17 protein-coding genes are annotated in these 21,589 nt (G+C 61.9%); 4 read left to right on the forward strand and 13 right to left on the reverse strand.

The window, feature by feature from the left end:
- Window positions 1-235 precede the first annotated feature (235 nt).
- On the forward strand, window positions 236-1,891 hold the full coding sequence (locus ACFPN2_RS29150; protein WP_380603261.1) for a pentapeptide repeat-containing protein: 1,656 nt from the start codon (window positions 236-238) through the stop codon (window positions 1,889-1,891).
- A 137-nt stretch (window positions 1,892-2,028) separates the two neighbouring features.
- Window positions 2,029-3,231: a cytochrome P450 gene (locus tag ACFPN2_RS29155; RefSeq protein ID WP_380603263.1), complete on the forward strand. Its 1,203-nt coding sequence runs from the start codon at window positions 2,029-2,031 to the stop codon at window positions 3,229-3,231.
- On the opposite strand, the gene ACFPN2_RS29160 is transcribed toward ACFPN2_RS29155, so the two are convergent.
- The 8 genes from ACFPN2_RS29160 to ACFPN2_RS29195 form a co-directional block, all read right to left on the reverse strand.
- Entirely contained in the window at window positions 3,228-4,010 is a 783-nt protein-coding gene (locus ACFPN2_RS29160; RefSeq protein WP_380603265.1) for an OmpA family protein, read from the reverse strand. The two genes, ACFPN2_RS29155 and ACFPN2_RS29160, sit on opposite strands and share 4 nt — an antisense overlap.
- The gene (locus ACFPN2_RS29165; RefSeq protein WP_380603267.1) at window positions 4,007-5,599 is read right to left on the reverse strand and encodes a hypothetical protein; all 1,593 of its coding nucleotides are present in this window, start codon (window positions 5,597-5,599) and stop codon (window positions 4,007-4,009) included. The genes ACFPN2_RS29160 and ACFPN2_RS29165 overlap by 4 nt, the downstream gene beginning before the upstream one ends.
- A gap of 71 nt (window positions 5,600-5,670) precedes the next feature.
- Entirely contained in the window at window positions 5,671-7,845 is a 2,175-nt protein-coding gene (locus ACFPN2_RS29170) for a TonB-dependent receptor (protein ID WP_380603269.1), read from the reverse strand.
- 158 nt (window positions 7,846-8,003) lie between these two features.
- On the reverse strand, window positions 8,004-8,930 hold the full coding sequence (locus ACFPN2_RS29175) for a LysR substrate-binding domain-containing protein (RefSeq protein ID WP_380603271.1): 927 nt from the start codon (window positions 8,928-8,930) through the stop codon (window positions 8,004-8,006).
- On the reverse strand, window positions 8,923-10,209 hold the full coding sequence (locus ACFPN2_RS29180; protein ID WP_380603273.1) for an MFS transporter: 1,287 nt from the start codon (window positions 10,207-10,209) through the stop codon (window positions 8,923-8,925). Before ACFPN2_RS29180 ends, ACFPN2_RS29175 begins: the two co-directional genes overlap by 8 nt.
- A complete protein-coding gene (locus ACFPN2_RS29185; RefSeq protein WP_380603275.1) occupies window positions 10,206-12,089 on the reverse strand; it encodes a feruloyl-CoA synthase in 1,884 nt (627 codons plus the stop codon). Before ACFPN2_RS29185 ends, ACFPN2_RS29180 begins: the two co-directional genes overlap by 4 nt.
- A gap of 15 nt (window positions 12,090-12,104) precedes the next feature.
- Complete coding sequence (locus ACFPN2_RS29190; RefSeq protein WP_380603277.1) at window positions 12,105-12,968, reverse strand: amidohydrolase family protein; 864 nt, start codon at window positions 12,966-12,968, stop codon at window positions 12,105-12,107.
- On the reverse strand, window positions 12,965-15,091 hold the full coding sequence (locus tag ACFPN2_RS29195; RefSeq protein ID WP_380603279.1) for a 3-hydroxyacyl-CoA dehydrogenase NAD-binding domain-containing protein: 2,127 nt from the start codon (window positions 15,089-15,091) through the stop codon (window positions 12,965-12,967). Before ACFPN2_RS29195 ends, ACFPN2_RS29190 begins: the two co-directional genes overlap by 4 nt.
- A gap of 105 nt (window positions 15,092-15,196) precedes the next feature.
- Between ACFPN2_RS29195 and ACFPN2_RS29200 the strand changes: the two genes are divergently transcribed.
- A complete protein-coding gene (locus tag ACFPN2_RS29200; RefSeq protein WP_380603281.1) occupies window positions 15,197-16,147 on the forward strand; it encodes a LysR family transcriptional regulator in 951 nt (316 codons plus the stop codon).
- On the opposite strand, the gene pobA is transcribed toward ACFPN2_RS29200, so the two are convergent.
- On the reverse strand, window positions 16,144-17,313 hold the full coding sequence (pobA, locus tag ACFPN2_RS29205) for a 4-hydroxybenzoate 3-monooxygenase (RefSeq protein WP_380603283.1): 1,170 nt from the start codon (window positions 17,311-17,313) through the stop codon (window positions 16,144-16,146). The two genes, ACFPN2_RS29200 and pobA, sit on opposite strands and share 4 nt — an antisense overlap.
- Window positions 17,314-17,417: 104 nt before the next feature.
- On the opposite strand from pobA, the gene ACFPN2_RS29210 reads away from it, so the two are divergent.
- A complete protein-coding gene (locus tag ACFPN2_RS29210; protein WP_380603285.1) occupies window positions 17,418-18,341 on the forward strand; it encodes a helix-turn-helix domain-containing protein in 924 nt (307 codons plus the stop codon).
- Window positions 18,342-18,399: 58 nt separating this feature from the next.
- Here ACFPN2_RS29210 and ACFPN2_RS29215 read toward each other — a convergent pair whose 3' ends face one another.
- From ACFPN2_RS29215 to ligA, 4 genes are read right to left on the reverse strand one after another with little or no spacing between them, the layout of a single operon-like run.
- Window positions 18,400-19,398: an aldo/keto reductase gene (locus ACFPN2_RS29215; protein ID WP_380603287.1), complete on the reverse strand. Its 999-nt coding sequence runs from the start codon at window positions 19,396-19,398 to the stop codon at window positions 18,400-18,402.
- On the reverse strand, window positions 19,395-20,354 hold the full coding sequence (locus ACFPN2_RS29220) for a Gfo/Idh/MocA family oxidoreductase (RefSeq protein WP_380603289.1): 960 nt from the start codon (window positions 20,352-20,354) through the stop codon (window positions 19,395-19,397). The genes ACFPN2_RS29215 and ACFPN2_RS29220 overlap by 4 nt, the downstream gene beginning before the upstream one ends.
- Window positions 20,351-21,196 (reverse strand): class III extradiol dioxygenase subunit beta, encoded by an 846-nt coding sequence (locus tag ACFPN2_RS29225; protein WP_380606680.1) that lies wholly within the window; start codon window positions 21,194-21,196, stop codon window positions 20,351-20,353. Before ACFPN2_RS29225 ends, ACFPN2_RS29220 begins: the two co-directional genes overlap by 4 nt.
- On the reverse strand, window positions 21,196-21,588 hold the full coding sequence (ligA, locus tag ACFPN2_RS29230) for a protocatechuate 4,5-dioxygenase subunit alpha (RefSeq protein ID WP_380603291.1): 393 nt from the start codon (window positions 21,586-21,588) through the stop codon (window positions 21,196-21,198). The genes ACFPN2_RS29225 and ligA overlap by 1 nt, the downstream gene beginning before the upstream one ends.
- Window position 21,589 lies beyond the last annotated feature (1 nt).

The raw sequence follows: 21,589 nt of genomic DNA on the forward strand, positions 1-21,589 counted from the left end.
TCGTCTGCCGCGCCATCGCGCCCCTGAGCCTTTCTTATGAGTCGAGTCTCAGCCAGAGCGACGCCGGCTTGCTGCGTCTTCTGCCCTGCGCCGATCTGGTCCTGGAACGTCATTTCTTCGTGCATCAGCGCCGGCGCAATTTCATGTCGCCTCGCTGGATCGGGACGGTCCCGCTTTAGGAGGACATTCCGCCGGATCCTCCGGTCTATGGTGTCAGCGCTGTAGAACCCGATGAATGTCCATGGGACAGGCCCGCTCGACACCCCCCTTCATCCGCCGACGTCATGACGCACGTGACGCGTTGACTCAACAGAAGCTTGCTCTCGAAATACGGGACTTGCAGCGCTCTGCCTGGACTCGCCCCGCCATCATCGTTCCGATCGCCGTGTCGCTCGCCACCTTGGGCCTGTCCCAATATCTCGGCATCTTCGATGTCGAGCGCAAGCGGATTGAGGTTGTCGCCGCATCCGCTGAGCTGCGGAATCGAGAGGCGGAAATGCGCCATCGAGAGATCGAGATCGCGCGTGCTCGTACCCAAAGCGAGCTGCGGACGCTGCGCATGGAGCGCGAGCAATTAGGAGGAGAGAAACAGCGATTGATCAAAGATCGCGATCAACTCATCCAGGACATTACCGAGCTACGCGCGCAAACGGACCGCACCGAGCAGCTCGTACGCGAGGCGACGGAAACTTCCCGGCAATTGATACGAGGAGGTTGGGAACACGACGCGCGACAATCGCTACAGCTTGCCGAGCAAGAGCGGTTCCATCACCTCCTCAATACTCTCAGCGAACCGGATGTCCACCGACGACAACAGGCCATCATGGCACTGCGCGGCTACCTGTCGGAAGCAAATGGTCAGTATCATTCGCCCGCGCTTCTTGCGCTGTCGGGTGCGCTCGCCTCCGAGCCCGCCGTGGCGGTGCGCACCGCCATCGTCGCGACGCTCGCAGAGGTGCGAGCGGACCTCGTTCCATCGCCCGCCCTACGCGGAGCCTTGAGTGCGTTGATCGATGTAAATCGGGGACTCATCACAGAGATCAAGATGAATTACCCGCCTCGCAGACCGCTACTGCCGGCACCCGATCGTGCCGCCGAAGCCAACCTGCAGGCCACCGCCGACGCGATTGCCACGCTCCTGCGCAAAGGGGTGCAGGAGAAGACATTGACTTCGCTGTATCTTGGGAAGGTCGATCTGTCTGGACTGGAGCTGACAGACACAATCTTTGACGGCTCGATACTCACGGGAACGAAATTTTCCGACGCTAAGCTCGCCGGCGCGTCGTTTGACAACACGGACCTGGAGCACGTGGACTTCCGGCGCGCCGACCTTCGGGATACCCGGTTCACGCAGTCCGTCGGCAGTAGGTATCCGTCCATCCATTGGAACTACGTCCACCTCAAGATCGACGACCCCACTCGCCGTCGAATGCCTCTTGCCCCGCCTGACTTTGGCTGCGCGGATCTACGCAATGCCCATTTTACCGATTATCCGCTCATCCCCCTGATCGCCGATCAATACAAATATGCCGACGTGCAATTGTATGCGTGGCCCGCCTCGTTCGCCTTTGCAAATCTGGCGGGCGCCGATTTCCAACATATCCAAGCATTCGGCGCCTGGGCGCCCGACGACGATCGCAGCCCATTTCATAGAGGTACTGGAATCACGACGCTGAGCAAGCCCTATCGGCACGGCACCTATCGTATCGAGGAGAATACGCCGCTCACGAGCGATGCCGCAGACTTCAGCAAATCGCTAATAGAGCTGAGCCGCGCTTTCGATGGAGCGAATTGGCAAGAGGCCCGACTTCCACGCAGCATCCTGCAATGGCTTCAGGCTCATCCACCGCAGCTGCGCGACCTGGCTGTCGATAGCGCGCGGTGCCCCTGATGGCCGAACGCATGGGCTAAGAATCGGAACAAGTCGCCGCGCCATCGGATGGCATTCCGCTCCATTCATCCGGCTTATAGCCGGAAGATACAGAAGGTGTTACCTGCGCCGGGCCCTTCTGGCCTAGTGTTCGCCCCATGACCACCGATCCCGCGTCGCCCAACGAGTACGACCCCACCCTCCCTGAAACCTTCGATAGCGTGCATGCGACATTCGCCGACCTGCGTGCGCGTTGCCCCGTCGCTCACAGCACGCAGTTCGACGGCTTCTGGACGCTGGCCCGCTACGAGGACATCGTGAATGTCCTGCGCGACTCGGACATGTACATCACATCGGTGCGCAACGTGGTGCCAGGCTCATCGACGACGGGTCGCCGCCCGCCGCTGCATTTGAATCCGCCCGAGCACACGCCCTATCGGCGCGCGATCGATCGTGCGCTCAGCGCCAGCCGCGTGGCCTCGCTACTGCCGGCGACACAACGCATTGCGCTCCAACTTGCGACGTCGATCGTAGCGCGCGGTGATGCCGATCTCGTCGAGCACTTCTCCGCCGTTCTTCCCGTGCGACTGTTTGGTGAGTGGCTTGGTCTCAACGAGGCACAGACCGAACATCTCGCCTCGAACTCTCGCGCCTATATCAAAGCCTGGGAAGCCTTCGACAAGCCGGGCGTGGTCGTCGCCGGCGAAGGCCTGGCCACGCTCGCTCGCGAGCTGATCGAACAGCGTCGCATTCAACCGCTGGACCCGACCGTCGATCCCACCAGCTCGTTACTCGCCGAGCGCGATGTCGATGGCAATCCGTTCCCCGACGTTCTGCTGGCCGGATGCGTGCGACAGGTATTGGTCGTTGGCCTGGTCGCGCCGCCCATTCTGTTGGGCAGTATCGCCGTGCATCTATCGCGTGATCAGGAGTTACAGCAGCAGCTGCGCGCCGATCGCTCGCTCATTCCGGACGCCGTCGAAGAATTCGTTCGCCTCTACACGCCGTATCGCGGCTTCGCCCGAACGGCCCGTGAGGATGTGACGATTCGCGGCCGCACGATTCCGAAGGACGAGCCAATTGCACTGCTGTATGCGTCGGCAAACCGGGACGAGGCGATCTTCCCCGAACCTGACAAGTTCATCCTGCGTCGACCCAACATCAATCAACACATCGCCTACGGCCGCGGCCCCCACATGTGCGCGGGTGTGCCTCTCGCCCGACAGCTGTTACGAGTTTCGCTCGACGCACTGTTACAGAAGACCCGTCACTTCGAGCTGAGCGGCGACGTGCGCATGAGCGGCATGCCGGAAGTCGGCCCGCTGTATGTGCCGCTGCGAATGACACCCTCGAATAGCTAACGCGAGACGACGATCTGTACCCGGCGCAACGTGGCGTCTTCGACGCCTTTCGCCCGCTTGGTCTCGTCCTGCCACTTCACGTCGTACTTTAGATCGGTCAGTCCCGCGCCACGTAACAAATCGGCGACTTGCTCGGCGCGGCGCCGGCCAATCTCTTTGTCCTCCTGCATGAGCTGGCCGTTGGACAGCAGCGTCGCCGCGCGATAGCCCGTGATCTGCACATTCGTCGCACCACTCTGCTTCGCATGCTCGAAGATCTGTTGCAACGGCTGCGCGTGCCGGAACATCACGAGCGAGTCGAACTCATAGCGAAGCTCGAACGATTTGGACGGCGCGGCTTCCTCGGCCTTGGGCTTAGTGACCGGATCGCCGAACGCGAGCCGCCCCTTGCTCGGGCCCGGTGGCCGCGGTGGCTCGAACGGCAAGTTGTAACGCTCTTCGGCGGGGAGCATCGTATTGCATGTGCCGTCCAACTCCTGAATCACCGACAACGCGACCGGCTTCAACACGATGCCGCCGCAGATATTCGGTTCGTCGCTGATCGTTCCCTCCACCAGCACCTTGTGACCGAGCCAGGGCGGATTCACCGGCGCGCTGACATCAGTCTGAATCGTCAGGTAATAGGTCTGCCCTTCGTACTCGGCGAGCCAGCATGGCACGGTGCTCGTATCACGCACCATCGGGCACGCAACGAAGTTGCGATGGTTGGCAGGTGGTGTCGCGGCTATGACGGCAGCACTCGAGCTTGCCAGCACCCAGGTGACAACGAGCCTCTTCATAGCGCACTCAGGAAGTTGATCAGGTCCTCGCGCTCCTGATCGGTGTAGCCGATGTTGAAGCGGCGGTCGTAGAAATCGACCAGCTCGCTCAACGAACCCGCCGAGCCATTGGAGAAATACGGCGCGCGTGCCGCCAGCCCTCGGAACTGTTGCATGACTATCGCGCCCACGTCGTTGCACTTGCCCGAGATCAGCCCTCGACCTGGATCCTGCGTGTAGAACACCCGCCCCAGAAAGGGATGCGGCGGCACACTGGATTTGCACGTGATCTTGAACAACGGCATCTGCGGTTTGCGTTCGTTCCAGGGATTCAGCGGCTCCTCGCGAGCCCACGGCAGATTGGTCGTGCCCAGATCCATCCAGCCGTTCACGATGTCCATGCCCATCATGTGCATGCCATGGCAAGTGGAGCACGTGCGCTTGGTCGGATTGCCCAGCCCGACCGTGTTCAAATGCATGGCGTCCTTGATCCAGAACGTGCGGAACATGAACACATCTTGACCGCGGGCTATGGACGCTCGCATCTCGTTTCGACGCGAGATCTCCGGATCGGACGACGGCGCCGGCTTCCGCCACTCCTCGTTCATCGGGAACACGAAGTTCGTCACGTTGTTGCCGAGCAGTCCTTCGCGCCCTTTGGCAAGGTTGTAGACCCCCAACCCGGGCGGCGTGCTCTCTTCGATCAAGCTGCCCGCGCCGACGTGCATGACCTGCGCGGTGTAGAGCTGGCTTTCGAAGCCGACAATCTGTGCAAGCCGCTCGTCGTCGAGCTTGCCGTTGAACTGCAGATGGGTGACGGCGGCTTCCACCGCTTGAGTTTTGAGCGTGGGCTGACGCGCGTCCGAGAGAATGTTCATTCCCGACGGCAGGCCGGTCTCAGGGTCGCGCGTGGCGGGCAAGCCGTTCTTGCCGATGAACGAGAACACGCCGAAACCTTGATGCGTGAAGTATTTGGTGTTCGCGGCCACGCGGGGCCGGCGGTACACGGACACCATCGGGTTCGCGCTTTTCAGTCCGTAGGTCGGATGCAGGTTGCATCCGGTCGGATCGCGCACGACTTCAATCGTGAACTCAGCATCGACGGTCGAACCGTCGGCGGCTTTCGGCGGCCACGGCAGGAAGACCCGGAACAGACCCCGCTCCAGCAACAGCGAATGTGACTTCGGATCGCCGGGCGGCAGGTCCGGGCAGTTCATGCCGTCGATGGGCGCGAAGATCGGATCTTTGCCGGCAGTCTCGTGCCAGCGCTGCTGAATCATCTCGACCGACAACGACATCGCATTCGCCGGTTGATGACAGCTCACGCAAGCCCGGCCGTTCTCGCCGATGGGCTCGAAGAAGGGATGACCTTTGGTGTCGATGACGCCGGCGGTGTTCAACACGCCGACCTGACCGAACGAGTTTGGATAAGGAATCAGCGGCGCGAGCGGCGTGCCCTCGCCCGGCGTCCACCAACGCGCGGCTGGCGGCGATGCGCTGTCGGTCACCGGCGCCTGCTGAGCCTGGCGATTCTGATTCGGAACGTGACCCGCGACATTCCGGCTGCTCGCGCCTGGAACGTTGCTGTCGGCGGCTTGCGCGAGGAGCACGGCGCAGGCCAACAGACCTGCGCCGACTCCGATCGCAACCTTAGATTTGGTTTTCAGCAATGAGACTGAACTCAGAAGTCGAACTTGGCCCGCAACCCATACTGTCTCGGCGCGCCGTAAATCATACCGCCGCGCGCACTGCTTGCATCCTGCAATTGTGCCGAGATGTATTCCTCATCGAACACGTTCGTTGCGAACGCCTCGATGCGCAGGTTCTCCATTGGCATCAAGGTCACGCGCAGATCCGTAATCGTACGAGACGGCACCGTCGTCGCCTGCGAGCGGAACGGCGTCGCCAGTTGCTCATCCATATACGACACCTGCACCCGCGGCGTCAGCGTCATGTTCCCAATCAGGAACTCGTACTGAATGCCCGCGTTCGCTGTCATCTCCGGCGCGAACGGCACGATCGAGCCTTCGGGCACCAGTTGATTGGTGTTGGTCTGCGAGTTGGTGAGCAGCGCATCCTCAGTGAACTCGCTCTGGAGCGCGCTCAAGCCCAGGTTGAAACCCAACGCACCGAACTGGCCCGTGATCTCGAGCTCGGCGCCGTAGATCTCAGCCGGCGCCGCATTCAAGGTATTCGGAATCAGTGCCGCCGGTGTGCCGACAGGCACCAGCGCAGACAGCTGGATGCCGTCGTACTCCGAATAGAACACCGCACCGTTGATACGCAGGCGCCCATCGGCCACGGTCGTCTTCACACCGAGCTCGGCGACTTCGTTCGTTTCAGGATCGTAGTTCGGCAGGCGCGGATCGAGGTTGATACCGCCGGCCTTGTAACCGCGCGACACCGTGCCATACATCATCACGTCATCGTTCGCGAAGTATTTCAGGCCGACGCGACCCGTTGTCTCATTGGAGTCAACCTCCGTCGTGCACGGGAAGCAGCCCGGCGGTGCTGCACCCGGAATCACAAGCCGCGTGTATTCTTGCTTGTCCTTCGAATATCGCACGCCGACGTCCGCTGCCCAATGATCGGTGAAGCGATAGTCGATCTGGCCGAACCCCGAGAGCGACTCGTTGGTCAGCTCGGTATCGATGGTCGAGTTCGACTGCGTGTAAGTCACAGTGTTGCGATTATCTCGATACACCTGCACGGGGCTGGTCTCATCCATGTAGAAGCCGCCGACTACCCACTGCAACGGCCCTTCGCCGCGCGATAGTAAGTTCACTTCCGTGACGAAGGTTTCCAACTCCTGATGCGTATAGCCGATGCGGCCGGGATACAGCGTCGTGTTCGCGCCACTGGTCGGGAGATTCGCGGGCACAGCCGGCGCGGTCGCCGTGCGATCGCCGTCGGCCTGATCCGTCGTCTCCGCGTCGAAGTAGGATGCGAGCACTCGCAACTGCGTGTCGGCCGGCAGGTCGAAGCGGCCTTCCAGCGAGGCGCGATAGCCATCCTGATCGAGGAACGACAGCGCATCCTCTTCGATGGTGAAGGGATCGCTCGTCACGAGATCGGTGCGGTTCTTGACGGCGTTGTTGTCGGTCTCACGCTTGAAATATTCGTAGCGCAGATCGAACGTCGCGCCTTCCACCGGCTGATAACGCACGGCCGCGCGCACCGCCTGATCGGTTCCACTGCCCGGGTCCGCGGAGCTCGGGCCGATGTTGTCGGTGAAGCCGCCGCGATCGTCGTAGACACCGGAGATGCGCACCGCCAGCGTGTCGGTGATCGGCACGTTCAACGCACCGACTGTGCGATACCAATCGTCGCTGCCGATCGTCTGATCGATGTAGCCTGAGAACTCATTGAAGTCCGGCGTCGGCGTGCGCACGTAAATCGCGCCGCCGGTGGAGTTCTGGCCGGTCAACGTCCCTTGCGGACCGCGCAACACTTCGATGGACTCGAAATCGAAGAACGATTGCGCGATGAACTGCTCGTGCGGAATGAACACGCCGTCGATGTAATACGCCACGCCCGGATTGGACGTCGGCGCCGACTGGCTGATACCCACGCCGCGAATGTTGATGAAGGTCGAGCGATTGTAGGTGTTGATCGCGACACTCGGCGCCACCTGCTGAATCTCGGCGACGTTGTCGATGCCTTGGGAGGCGAGCGCATCGGCGGTCAGCACAGTGGCCGATGCCGGCGTGTCCTGCAAGCTGACTTCGCGACGCTCGGCAGTGACCAGCACTTCTTCGAGCACCGATTGGCTGGGCGCCGTAGCCTCCTGTGCCAGCGCGGCCTTTCCTAGAACCGCCGCCCCCACGAGTGCCAACGAAGTCGAACGACGGAGCAACGAGTGCCCCGCTCTATTATTGCCTACCATGAATCCCCCCAACCCTAGACCGAGTTACCAACCCTCGGCGATTTTAAAAAGCTTGGCCGCCGCGGGAGTAACACCGAATTTGACTGATGGCATAAGCCGCGCCGATGTCTCATCCATCCCACATCTGGCTAATGCGCGGCTTGCTGCTCGATTTTTTGCGGCTCTTCGACGCGCAGATCGCCGGCGATTTCTCGCAACACGTCATAGACAAACTGCGCCGGTCGTGACAATGCCGGCGTGCGTCGATGCGACAGAAACATCGGGCGCATCGGCGACACCGTGCCGAGCGGTCGACACTTGACGGTGCCGGCATCGAGATCGGCCTTCACGGCGTCGGACACCATCGCGGCAACTCCCAGGCCCCGCCGCACGGTCTCGATCACGTTTTGTAACGAATCGAGCTCGACGACCACATAGGGCTGCAGACTGGCGGCCGCGAACACCCCATCGACGACAGCGCGAATCGAATGCGGACGACGCGGCACGATCCAGGGCAACGCCGCCAGATCCTCCAGCGGCGCATCGTTGGCAATGCTCCAGCTCGCCGGATACATCAGCATCAGCGGATCGCTCAGCAATTCTTCGCCAACGATGAGCTCGTTATCCGGGCGCGTCGGCGAGATCGACAGCTCGATGCGTCCGTTGATGAGCAACTCATGCAATACGGCGCTGCCTTCCTCACGGATCTGCAGATGCATTTCAGGATGCTGGCTGCACACCTTCTCGATGAGCGGCAACGCGAAACGCGGCACCATGGTCGGCGACATGCCGAGATTCACGGCCCCGGACAGCGGCTGCATCTCGCGATGAACCGCCTGTTTCATGTCGTCGACCTGGCGAAGAATGGTCTGCGCATGCGCATACAGAATTTTCCCGGCGGGCGTCGGCGTCACCCCGGACACCGAGCGATCCAGCAGCTTCACCTTGAGCTCGTTTTCGAGCACCGCGAGTTGCTGACTCAGTGCCGGCTGCGCGATGCCGGTGACAGCGGCGGCTCGAGTGATGCTGCCGCTGTCGACGATCTGCACGAAGTACTTCAGGCGTCGGCTATCCACTGATCGCCCTCCTCTCACTGAATCGCAACGATGCGAGCAGCAGCGTGCCCGCGCCCATGACCGCCGCGACAAACCAGATCGGTGCCGAGAAAGATTCGCTTTGCTGGCGGATGATGCCGATCGCGTACGGCCCGGCGAGACTGCCGATGTTGCCCACCAGATTGATCAGCGTGATGCCGGCGGCGGCGGCCGCTCGGTGGAAGAATCCCGTCGGGATGGACCAGAACACGCCCTGCGCACCGCCGAGCCCCAAGCCACCGATGAACAGCAGCAACAATGACCACGGGCTCGGAGGAATCGCCGACGCCATCAACAGCGCAACCATTCCCATCGCCAGCGCGATGCCGAGGTGACGGTAGCGCTCCTGTGTTTTATCCGAGTGCCACGAATTCAGGACCATGCCGATTGCGACGCCGACCCACGGCAACGCGGCGAGCATCCCGACAGCGAGCGGACTCAGAGCAGACATTTCTTTGATGACTTGCGGCAGCCAGAACATGATGCCGTTCGCCCCGATCAACGTCGTGCACCACACGCCCGCGGCCAGCCACGCACGCGGATCGAGCAGCGCGGTCTTGATGGAAGATTCGGCCGGCGGCTTCGATTCCCTCTGCTCCTCCACCAGCGCGTTCGCAATCCAGTCTTTCTCCGCATCGCTCAGCCAGCGCGCATCGGCGGGCTTATCGACGAAAATGAAATACGCGACCAATGCCATGGCGACGGTCACCGCGCCTTCAATCAGCAACATCCAGCGCCAGCCCGGCATGTCCATCGGATTGCTCACGTCCATCAGCCAGCCGCACAGCGGCCCGCCAATGATCACGGACGCAGGAATGGCCAGCATGGTGACCGCGATGGAGTTGGCGCGATACCGCTTTGGCATCCAGCTACTGCAGTAGTAAACAATGCCGGGGGCGAAACCCGACTCGGCGCAGCCCAGCAGAAATCGCAGGACGTAGAGTTCTTCGACGTTGCGAACGAACGCCATCATCGCAGCGACGGCGCCCCAGAGGCCGACGCAGCCGGCGATCCATCGACGCGCACCGACGCGGGTCAGTACCCAGGTACTCGGGAATTGAAACAACAGATAGCCGACGAAGAACATGCCGACCGCGAGTCCGTAGCCATGCGGATCGATGCCCAGGTCCGCGTTCATCTGCAGGGCCGCGAAGCTGATGTTCACGCGATCCAGGGAGCTCAGCACGATCAGCAATACAATCGGCGCCAGCACCCGCCACTGGAACTTCGCTCGAGCCGAGTGTTCGATCGTCGGGCTCATTCGATCCGTACCACGTGTAGCGACGGCTCAGCTTCGTACAAGGCATCGACGCACGACGCGCGATGGGTCAGCACGGCGCGCTGATTGATCGATCCCTTGTCGGTGATTTCGCCTTTATCGAGCGACGGCGGCGTCGGCAACATCATGGCCTTGCGCACGCAACGGGTGCTCGCCGGATTCTGCCTCGCATGCGCGCTGAGCCGCTGCTGAATCGCAGTCAGCAACTCGCGATTCGCAACGACCGCGTCGTAAGTGAGCGCCGCGTTCGCCCCAAGTACCTCACCGCAGCCGCGCAGGTCAGGAATGATCAAGATCGCAAGATATTCCGCATTGAGGCCGGCGATTACCACGTCCTGCGCCATCGGCGACAGCGTCGCGATCAACTCCGCACGCAACGGACCGACGCTGACCCAGGTGCCATTGGAGAGCTTGAAGTCTTCGCCGATACGACCGTCGAACGCGAGGCCGCGCGTAGGATCCGCATCGTCGAGCAAACGAACCGCATCGCCGAGTCGATAGAACTGCTCGTCATCGAAGGCCGCAGCAGTCAGCTCGGGCTGGCGCCAGTAACCCGGTGTGACATTGGGACCGCGCACGCGCAGCTCGAGCTTTTCCGCGACCGGTGCGAGCTTCACGACATTGCCTTTCGCCGGCAGGCCGATGAGGCCGGCGCGTCCGGCCGCCGCGGTCGTGAATGTGACCGACGGCCCGGTCTCTGTCGCACCCAATCCCGCGAGCATCGGGATTCGCACGCCGACTTCTTTCAACGCCGCCTCATCCAACGCGTCCCACGTATGCTGAGCCAGCGCCGCGCCACCGAAGAAGTACGCCCGCAATCGGCGGTAGAAGTTGTGACGAAGCTGCGCATCCGCATTCAAGTGATGCGCCAGCATTTCAAAGCCCTTCGGCACATTGAAATACACGGTCGGCGCGATCTCGCGCAGATTGCGCAACGTCTCTTGAATGCCCGTCGGCGTCGGCTTGCCATCGTCGATGTACAGCGAGCCGCCATTGGTGAGCACGAGCCCAACATTGTGACTGCCGCCGAACGTGTGATTCCACGGCAGCCAGTCGACCAGCACCGGCGGCTCGTCGAGCAGGAACGGCATCGGCTGTCTCAACATGTGCGCGTTACTGCACAACATCCGATTGGAGGTGATCACCGCCTTGGGCTGACCGGTCGAACCGGACGTCAGCAGAAACTTCGCGATCGTGTCGGCGTTGGTGCGCGCGTGCGCGGCATCGAGCGCCGCCGTCGGCTCGACTTCGACCGCCTCAAGTGACGTGACCTTACGCCCGGTGACATCCGCATCGCCGACGATTTCGATGGCGTCCGATTTGCGGAGGCCCTCAATCGCCGTACGGCTCGGAGCCGCGCCTTGAAGGGCGCGTGCGAACGCCGGCGTATCGAACGCTGCGATCAATCCCGGCGTCAGCAGATCCAACACGTAGCGCAGCTTCTGCAAATCCGTGGAGACCTGCGAATACGACGGCGACACCGGGCAGTAAGGAATGCCCGCCCACATCGCCGCGAATGCGAGCGTCAAATGCTCGATGCTGTTGCCGGAAAGAATCGCGATGGGCCGCTCGGCCGACAAATCACGCGTGAGCAAGCCTGCCGCGATCCGTCGCACGCGCGTGAGCATTTGCTGATACGTGACCGTTTGCCACTCGCCGCCGGCGACCCTGCGAGCAACGAGCACACGTTGTGGCGCCACCGCCGCCCAGTGCTCGAGCGCATCCATCAACCGTTCCGGATACGGCGGAAGCGCCTCCGTGGGACGCAGATACAACGTGCCATCGGCGCGCCGCTCCACCTCTGTGTGAAACGGCTCCGACGTCCATGACAGCGGTCTCGGCAAGGATTCAGCTTGCAGCACTGGCGATGCGTCCGTCTAGGCGAGCTTCAGAGCGCGAATCGCGTTCTGTTTCAAAATCAGATCGTGCACCTCAGGCTTGAAGCCCGCTTCCTGGAAATCCTTGATCCAGCGGTCCGGGCTGATCAAGGGATAATCCGAGCCGAACAGCATCTTGGTCTTCAGCTGCGAGTTCGCGTACTGAATCAGCTGCGGCGGAAAGTACTTCGGCGACCAGCCCGACAGGTCGATGTAAACATTGGGCTTGTGCAGGCACACCGACAGCGCCTCGTCCTGCCAGGGCCAGGACGGATGCGCGATGATGACGGTCATGTCCGGGAAGTCCGCCGCGACGTCGTCGAGGTGGATGGGATTGGAGTATTTCAGCCGCAGCCCGCCGCCGCCGGGCATGCCGGTGCCCATGCCCGAGTGACCGCTGTGAAAGATCGCCGGCAACTTGTACTCGGCGATGACCTCGTACAGCTGATACGCCAGCCGATCGTTCGGGAAGAAGCCCTGCAACGTCGGGTGAAACTTGAACCCCTTGATGACGCCGTCCTTGATCAGCGCCCGCGCTTCACGCACGCCCATCTTGCCCTTGTGCGGATCGATGCTGGCGAACGCCATCATGATGTCGCTGTTCTCGCGCGCCGCGTCCGCCACTTCCTCGTTGGGAATGCGCTTGGCGCCGATCTGGAACTCCGAGTCGACGGTGAACATCACCAGACCGATCTTGCGCTCCCGGTAGTACGCGATGGTCTCGTGAATGTTGGGCCGCTTGCCGGCCTTGAAGTACTTGGCCGAGGCTTCCTCGAACGGCTTCCACGCTTCGTCCGGTTCCTGCCGGCACGACACTTCGGCGTGCGTGTGCACGTCGATGGCAATCAGCTCGTTGATGTTCATCGTGCCGCCCCCCGCTGCTGAGCTTCCCACTGAGCGATAGTAAGCCCGCGTTCCACCAATTCCACCAGCAGCGGCGCCGGTTGCCAATGCATCGGACCGAAAATGTCCTGATACTTGCGCATGCCCGCAAGCAGCACATCGAGACCAAGGGTCTCGGCATGGAACATCGGCCCGCCCCGATAGCGCGGGAAGCCGTAGCCCGCCGCCCAAACCACATCGATATCCGACGCACGCAGCGCTACGCCTTCACCCAGAATGCGCAAGCCTTCGTTCAGCAGCGGATACAAGCAACGCTCGACGATCTCGTCCTTCGTGTGTTGACGCTGCGGCACCTTCAGCTCTCGAGCACGCTCGGCGATGATCTTGATCGCCTCGGGATCGTCGATACGAGAACGATTGCCCGGCTCGTAACGGTAATAGCCCTTGCCATTCTTCTGACCGAGACGACCCGCGTCATGCAACGCGAAGTCGGCCTGGTAGTAAGCAGGATCGGGCGGAAACTGCGAGGCGTTCGCCTTGTGCACGTTCACGCCGACATCGATGCCTGCCATGTCGAACACAGCGAGAATGCCCATCGCCATGCCCCACTCTTCCAGCGCCGCGTCGACCTGACGCGGTGTCGCGCCTTCCAACACCATGCGCTCGGCTTCGCGAGCGTAGCCTTCCATCATGCGATTGCCGATGAAGCCATAGCAGACCTTGGCGAGCACCGGCGTCTTGCGCAACGGCTTCGCGAGATCCATTGCCGTGCGAATGGTCTCGTCGGACGTCTGGGTCGTGCGCACGACTTCGAGCAACGGCATGACGTTCGCCGGCGAAAAGAAATGCATGCCGATGACATCTTGCGGACGCTTCGTGACCGCCGCGATCTGTTCGATATCCAGGGTCGATGTGTTGGTCGCGAGCACCGCGCCTGGCTTCGCGACGCGATCGAGCTCGGTGAAGATCGCGCGCTTCAGCTGCATGCTCTCGAACACGGCTTCGATGATCACGTCCGCGTCTTTCAGCGCGTCGTAAGATAACGAGGTGCCGATCAGCGCCATGCGCTTGGCTTTGTCGTCGGCGCTGAGGCGACCGCGGTCCACCATCGATTGATAAGTTTTGTCGACGGTCGCCAGGCCCTTGGTCAAACCTTGCTCGTTCGCATCGAGCAACACGACTGGAATGCCGGCGTTCGCGAAACAGATGGCGATGCCGCCACCCATCGTGCCCGCACCGATGACGCCAGCGCTCTTGATCGGGCGCGCCTTCACGTTGTCGGCCAGGCCCGGGATGCGACGCGTCTCGCGCTCAGCGAAGAACACATGCACCGCGCCCTTCGATTCGACGCTGTCTTTGCATTCGTTGACGCGCTTCGTCTCGTACTCCAGGCCGTGCTGGAACGGCATCTGTGTCGCCGCTTGTACGACGTCGACCGCGACTCGAGCAGCGTTGCGATTGGGATAGAGCTTGCGGGCCTGCGCACGCGCGCGTTCAAACACTTCCGTCGTTGCGCTTGCGGCCGGCACGGTCATCTCACCCGTGCGCCGTGGCCCCTTGCCCGCTGCGACCAGCGAACGCAGGTAATTGATTGCGCCGGACCGCAGGTCCCCGTCGATGATGGCATCGATGAAGCCCAGCTCGCGGCCTTTCGCCGCGTCCACCGGCCGCGCAGTGACAATCAACTCCAAGGCCTGCTCGGCGCCGATCAAGCGGGGCATACGTTGCGTGCCGCCCGCACCGGGAATGATACCCAGCGTGACTTCGGGCATGCCGAAGCGTGTCCCCGACGCGGCTACGCGGTAGTGGCAGGCGAGCGCGATTTCCAAGCCACCGCCCATCACGGTGCCGTGCATGGCCGCGACCACCGGGATGCTCAGCGCTTCATAGCCATTGAACAGGTGACGATATTCCTCTTCCTTCGGCGGGCCGCTGAACTCGCCGATATCGGCGCCGGAAAAGAACGTGCTGCCTTCACACAGCAACAGGACGCCGCGCAGGTCCTTGCCGGCCTGGATCTGCTGAAGGGCCCCTTTCAACCCTGTCCGGACCTCCGCCGTAATGGTGTTGACCGGCGGATTGTGAACGATGACTAGCGCAAGCTCGCCGTCGCGCTCCACGCGCACGACGCTGGACGATGACACGATGGATCCCCCTGATTCGAATCACTGATGGCAGTGAGTCAGGGATTTCGCCTGCATCGCGGTCATTTGGAAAGACCGGTAACAGGTATATAAGATATAAGCACCATGGATATCGCCGATGTCGACCTGAACCTGCTCGTGGTGTTCGACGCCCTGCTCCGTCACCGCAGCGTGAGCGGCGCCGCCCGCGCCCTGAAAATGAGCCAGCCGGCCACCAGTTTCGCCTTGAATCGGCTGCGAAAAATGTTTGGCGAGCCGCTGTTCGTGCGCACCTCGCGGGGCATCCATCCGACGCCCTATGCCGAGAGCCTGAGCGCGCCGTTGGAAGCGATCCTGGAGCGGATCCGCGCCGACCTGCTGCAACAGCCGACCTTCGATCCCTCGACCGAGCAGCGCTCGGTCACGTTCAACATGCAGGACATCGGCGAGCTGGTGTTCCTGCCGCAGATCCTGGGCCGCTTGAACAAGATCGCACCGGGCCTGCAGTTACGGACGGTCAATCTGCCGGCACCGCTGCTCAAGCCCGCCCTGCGCTCGGGCGAAGTGGATATCGCCCTGGGACATTTCCCGGACCTGGCCGGCGCCGCGCTGTTTCAGCAGCGACTGTTTTCGCATTCGTTCGTCTGCATCGTGCGCGCCGATCATCCGACCATCAAAGACGAAATGACCCGTCGTCAGTTTCTCGATGGCCTGCACGCGGTCGTCCATCCTGCCGGTCACATGAACGATTCGCTGGAGGCGGAGTTGCAAGCACAGGGGCTGATGAGAAAGGTCTCGGTGCGGATCGAGCACTTCCTCGCGGTGCCGACCATCCTCAGTCAATCCAATCTGATCTTTACCGTGCCCTACGCCATCGGTGAGGGCCTGGCCAAACTGGCGGACATCAAGCTGGTGAAGCCGCCGTTCAAAGCGAAACCCCGCGTCATCCGCCAGCACTGGCACGCTCGATATCAGCGGGATGCCGCGAATCGCTGGCTCCGCTCGGTGGTGGCGGAGTTGTTCATGGACAAGGAGATTCGGCCGCGCACCAAAACGCCGCGCCGCCAGGCCACCTAGAGCGGCAGCCCCACGTAGTTCTCCGCAAGCGAGCGCTGGGCGGATTCGGAACCGAACACGTACTGCAGCTCGCTGCCGCGAATACGACCGAAGAAGGGATCTTCATTCGGGAATCGATGCAGCAGCGAGGTCATCCACCACGAGAAGCGAACGGCCTGCCACACCCGACGCAGCGCCCTGCCCGAATATCGATCGAGCGCGTCGCGCGAATCGCCCTTGTAATAGCCGACCAGCGCCTCGTGCAGATAAAATACATCGCTGGCGGCGAGGTTGAGCCCCTTCGCGCCAGTCGGCGGCACGATATGGGCGGCATCGCCCGCTAGAAACAATTGTCCATAACGCATCGGCTCGGCCACGAAACTGCGCAGCGGCGCGATGCTCTTTTCGATGGACGGCCCGATGGTCATGCGTGCGGCGACATCCTCGCCCACCCGGCGCTTGAACTCGTCCCAGAACCGATCGTCGCTCCAGTTCTCGACCTTGTCATCGAGCGAGCATTGCACGTAACAACGCACGCGCGTCTCCGAGCGCATGCTGGCCAGCGCGAAGCCCCGCTCGGAATCCGCGTAAATCAATTCATCCCAGGCCGGTGGCACATCGGCCAGCACGCCGAGCCAACCGAACGGATAGATGCGCTCGAACGCCGACAGCGCCTCGGCGGGAATGGAACGTCGGCTAACCCCGTGATAACCATCGCAGCCGGCGATGAAATCGCAATCCAGCCGCTGCTTGACGCCCTGGTGAACGAAAGTCACCCAGGGACGCGCGCCGGTAATGTCGTGAAGCTCGACCGACTCGGCCTCATAGATCGAAGGCGCACCACAGGCGGCCCGCGCTTCCATGAGATCGCGCGTGACTTCGGTCTGTCCGTAAACTGTAACGACTTTGCCGACGAGATCTTTGAAAGCAATCCGGTGACGTTGCCCGCTGGCACCGATCTCGACGCCGTCGTGAATCAGCGCCTGCGCATGCAATCGCTCGCCGACGCCGGCCAGGTCGAGAATATCCACCGTGCCCTGCTCGAGCACGCCGGCCCGAATGCGGCCCAATACATATTCCGGCGTGCGCTGCTCGAGAATCACGGCCTCGATGCCCGCCTTGTACAACAGCTGACCGAGCAACAGCCCCGCCGGTCCCGCGCCAATGATCGCAACTTGTGCCCGCAACGCCCTTCCCCCTCTGACACCGACAAGATGCCGCGCCAGGGCCTAGGGTGACGATGGAGAAAAAACACAACTTATTGGACATTTCCCAACCTGCCCGCGGTACGATGCGGTTCAATTCAACTTCGGAGCGCAGTGTGGCGCGGCGTGGGATTCCCCAATATTCCCTGTACGGCGAAGCGACGCACGACGTCGATGAGCGCTTTCTGCACATCGAATCCATCGCCGAGCGCAGCCGCCTGCACGACTGGAAAATCCGGCCGCACGCTCATCAGGATCTGTACCACTTCCTACTGGTCACTCGCGGCGGCGGCTTTTTCTACGCCGAGGGCGAGACGAACTCGTTCAGTCATGCCGTATTGATTTCGGTGCCGCTGGCCTGCGTGCACGGCTTCGATTTCAAGCCAGGCACCGATGGATGGATTCTTACGGCGTCGGGTGCGCTGATCGAACGTATCGCTCATGAGAATGCCGAGCTGCGCCCCGTGCTGTCTGAAGCGAATGCGATGCCGCTGCCGGCGGAGGTCACCACGGCCATGGTGACGAGGTTCGAATCGTTGATGATGGAGTTTCGCAGCAACCTGCCCGGTCGGCGGACTGCGGCCGAGGCGTTGCTCATCGGCATTCTGGTTGCTGCCCTCCGTCGGAAACTGCAGCTGCTGCCGAACAAAGAAAGCAAGACCGGTGCGGATTCGGTGCTCGCGTCGAAGTATCGATCGTTGATCGAGGAGAACTTCCGGAGCACGCTGAAGGTCGCCGACTATGCGAAGCGCCTGTGCGTCAGCTCCGAGCGCCTGCGCCAGGCCTGCGTTCGAAGCACGGCCAGCTCGCCACTCGCATTGCTCAATGCGCGTCGATTGTTAGAGGCGAAGCGGTCGCTGCTTTATACAGGAATGAGTGTTGGGTTGATTGCAGAGGCCTGCGGGTTTCCAGACCCGGCGTACTTTTCGCGCTTCTTCACGCAACGAACCGGTGTGTCGCCGATGGCGTATCGGACGAAGCAGCAGCGGGCTCACGCCCGCGAGAGCTAAGCCGCTCACGGCGCTGCGCGCCAGCGATTCTCCCGCTCAGCCCGCGTCGATAGCGGAGTCAGCCGGCGTGGGGGGTCACTTCCGTATCGATCTCCGCCAGCGTCTCTGCGGCGTAGCGCGGTCCACTCACCGTCTCAGCATTGATCAGTCGCTCGACAGCCTCGAGCGTATCCGCCGACAGGCGCACTCTCGATGCCGCCACATCTTCTTCGAGATGCGCGATCGATGTCGTCCCCACGATTGGCAATACATGCGGCGCCTTCGCTAACAACCACGCCAGCGCCAGCTGCGCCGGCGTGCAGCCAGCTTCCCACGCAACTCTGTTGAACGCATCGAGCAACTTTCGATTGCGCCCAAAGTGCGGCGGATTAAAGCGCGGCATCGTGCGGCGGATGTCTTTCTCTATGAAGTCTCGCGGGTCAGAAACACCGTTCGCGAGGAACCCTCGCGCCAACGGCGAGAACGCGACCAGCGCGACATCGAGCTCTTCGCACGCGCTCAGCAAAGCGATTTCGGGATTGCGAGTCCAGAGCGAGTATTCACTCTGCACCGCTGCGATGGGATGCACAGCGTGAGCTTTGCGTAACGTTTCCGCGGAAACTTCGGACAGGCCGATGGAACGAATGTGACCTTCGCGCACCAGGTCAGCGAGGCCGCCGACACTTTCCTCGATCGGAACCTTCTTGTCCCACCGATGCAGGTAGTACAGATCGATGACATCGGTACGCAGCCGAGTCAGCGCTTCCTTGCAAGTTTGCTTCAACGTTTCCGGCCGCCCGTCGATGACGCGTGTGCCGTTAACGCCTGTCATTCCGCATTTGCTGGCGAGGAAGAAACGCTCGCGGAAGGGATGCAAGAACTCGCCGACCAGCGCTTCGTTGCGACCGAAGCCGTATAGGGCTGCGGTGTCGAAATGATCGATGCCTAAATCGAGCGCTGCATAAAACAACGCCTTGGCCGCCGCCGGATCGGAAGGCGGCCCGTAGGCGTGACTGACATTCATGCAGCCGAGGCCGATCTCGGCCACGGATCTGTTGGCAAGCTTGCGCTGGTTCATCCCTGCGCCTGCAACTGCTGCTCCAACTCATGCAACGTGCGATAGCACCCCAGCACCTGATGAACGCTTGAATTTGGCTCGCGCTTGTCGCGAATCGCTGAGAAGAACTCGCGGTCCTGCAGCTCGATCCCGTTCATCGACACATCCACCTTGGACACGTCGATCTTCTCCTCCTTCCCGTTCACCAGATCGTCGTAGCGCGCAATGTACGTGCCGTTATCGCAGATGTACCGGAAGAACGTCCCGAGCGGTCCATCGTTATTGAACGACAGCGACAGCGTGCAGATCGCCCCTGACCTGGTCTTCATCTGAATCGACATATCCATGGCGATCCCGAGCTGCGGATGCTTCGGCCCCTGGACGGCATGGGCGATCGACACCTCCTCGCCCGTCTGGTATCGAAACAAATCCACGGTGTGAGCCGCGTGATGCCACAGCAGATGATCCGTCCACGATCGCGGCTGACCCAGTGCATTCGTGTTAGTGCGACGGAAGAAATACGTCTGCACATCCATCTGCTGAATCTTCAGCTCGCCCGCACGCAGCCGCTTGTTCAACCATTGATGCGACGGATTGAACCGGCGCGTATGACCGACCATGCACACCAGGCCCGTCTGCTTCTGCAAACTCGCGACGGCCTGAGCGTCCTCCCAGCTGTCGGCAAGTGGAATCTCAACCTGCACGTGCTTGCCCGCCTTCATGCAGGCCAGCGCCTGCGACGCATGCATCTGCGTCGGCGTGCACAGGATCACCGCATCGACGTCGGACCGCGCCAGGCTCTCAGACAACTCCGTCGTAACGTGCCCCACCGAGAATTTCTTGGCGACCTCGTGCGTCTTATCCAGCTCGCGCCCCACCAGCGAGGTGACCTGCACGCCGTCGATCTTCTGGATGCCTTCGAGATGCTTGACGCCGAACGCGCCCGCGCCCGCGAGCGCGACTTTGAGGGTGCTCATTGCGAATTCTCCAGAATCAGATGACCGACGGCCGTGTTGCTGGCCGGCACGTGATAAAAGCGATGCGCCACTCGCGGCGGCCGGTCGCTCATCGCGCCGCGCGCGATCAGCCACATCACCAGCTCAATGCCTTCGGAGCCCGCTTCCTGCACGTATTCCATATGCGGCACATCGGCTAGCTTCTCCGGTTCCGCAATCAACCGATCGAGAAACCGATTGTCCCACGACCGATTGATCAAGCCGGCGCGCGGACCCTGCAACTGATGACTCATACCGCCGGTGCCCCAGATCTGCACTTTCAACGGCTCGTCGTAAAGCGACACCGCCTTGCGAATCGCGCGCCCCAGATGGAAACAGCGCCGACCCGACGGCACCGGGTACTGCACGACGTTCACCGCGAACGGAATGACCGGGCACGGCCACTGCTGAACCTGGCCGCAAACCAGCGACAGCGGCACCGTCAAGCCATGATCCACATCCATCCGATTGACGATGGTGAGATCGAAGTCGTCCTGAATGACCGACTGCGCGATATGCGCTGCCAGTTCCGGATGACCTTTGACGACCGGCACCGGCCGGGGCCCCCACCCTTCATCCGCGGGCTTGAACTCCGCGGCACAGCCAATCGCGAACGTCGGAATCATGTCCAGGCTGAACGCGGTGGCATGATCGTTGTAGACCAGAAAGATCACATCCGGCGTGTTGTCCTTGAACCAGGCTTTCGTGGTGTCATAGCCGGCGAACAAGGGCTTCCAGTAATCGTCGCCGCTCTTGCCCAGATCCAGCGCAGCGCCGATCGCCGGCACGTGCGAGGTATAAACACTGGCAGTAATACTGGCCATCATCGCTTCTCCCGCGGATCGCGCAGAGGGCTGCCAGGCACGCGCCCCCCTTGCAACATCATCTTGGCGTATTCCTCCTGGGTCATGCCGGTCATGCTGGCCGCCATGAACTGGAAACTCTTGCCGTCGGTGGCGCCGATCTTGGCGAGGAAATAAATATTGCCGCCCAGCTCGATGCAACGATTCAAGTCGCGGGCCAGGACGGCGAGCTTCTGGTCCTCGCTCATCGGCCACTCATCCAGATACGCGCGCTCGTTCGCTTTGAAGCGCTCGCGGTTCTCCGCCTTCATCAGCGACATGCAGAACTGATTCAGGTGGTAGCCCTTGCGAGCCAGCTCGGCATCGAAAATGGTCGTGCCGGGAATATCTTTGTACGGCTTATCCAGAGCCATA

It is taken from the genome of Steroidobacter flavus, from assembly GCF_042651805.1.
In the GTDB taxonomy this organism is placed as follows: Bacteria; Pseudomonadota; Gammaproteobacteria; order Steroidobacterales; family Steroidobacteraceae; genus Steroidobacter; species Steroidobacter flavus.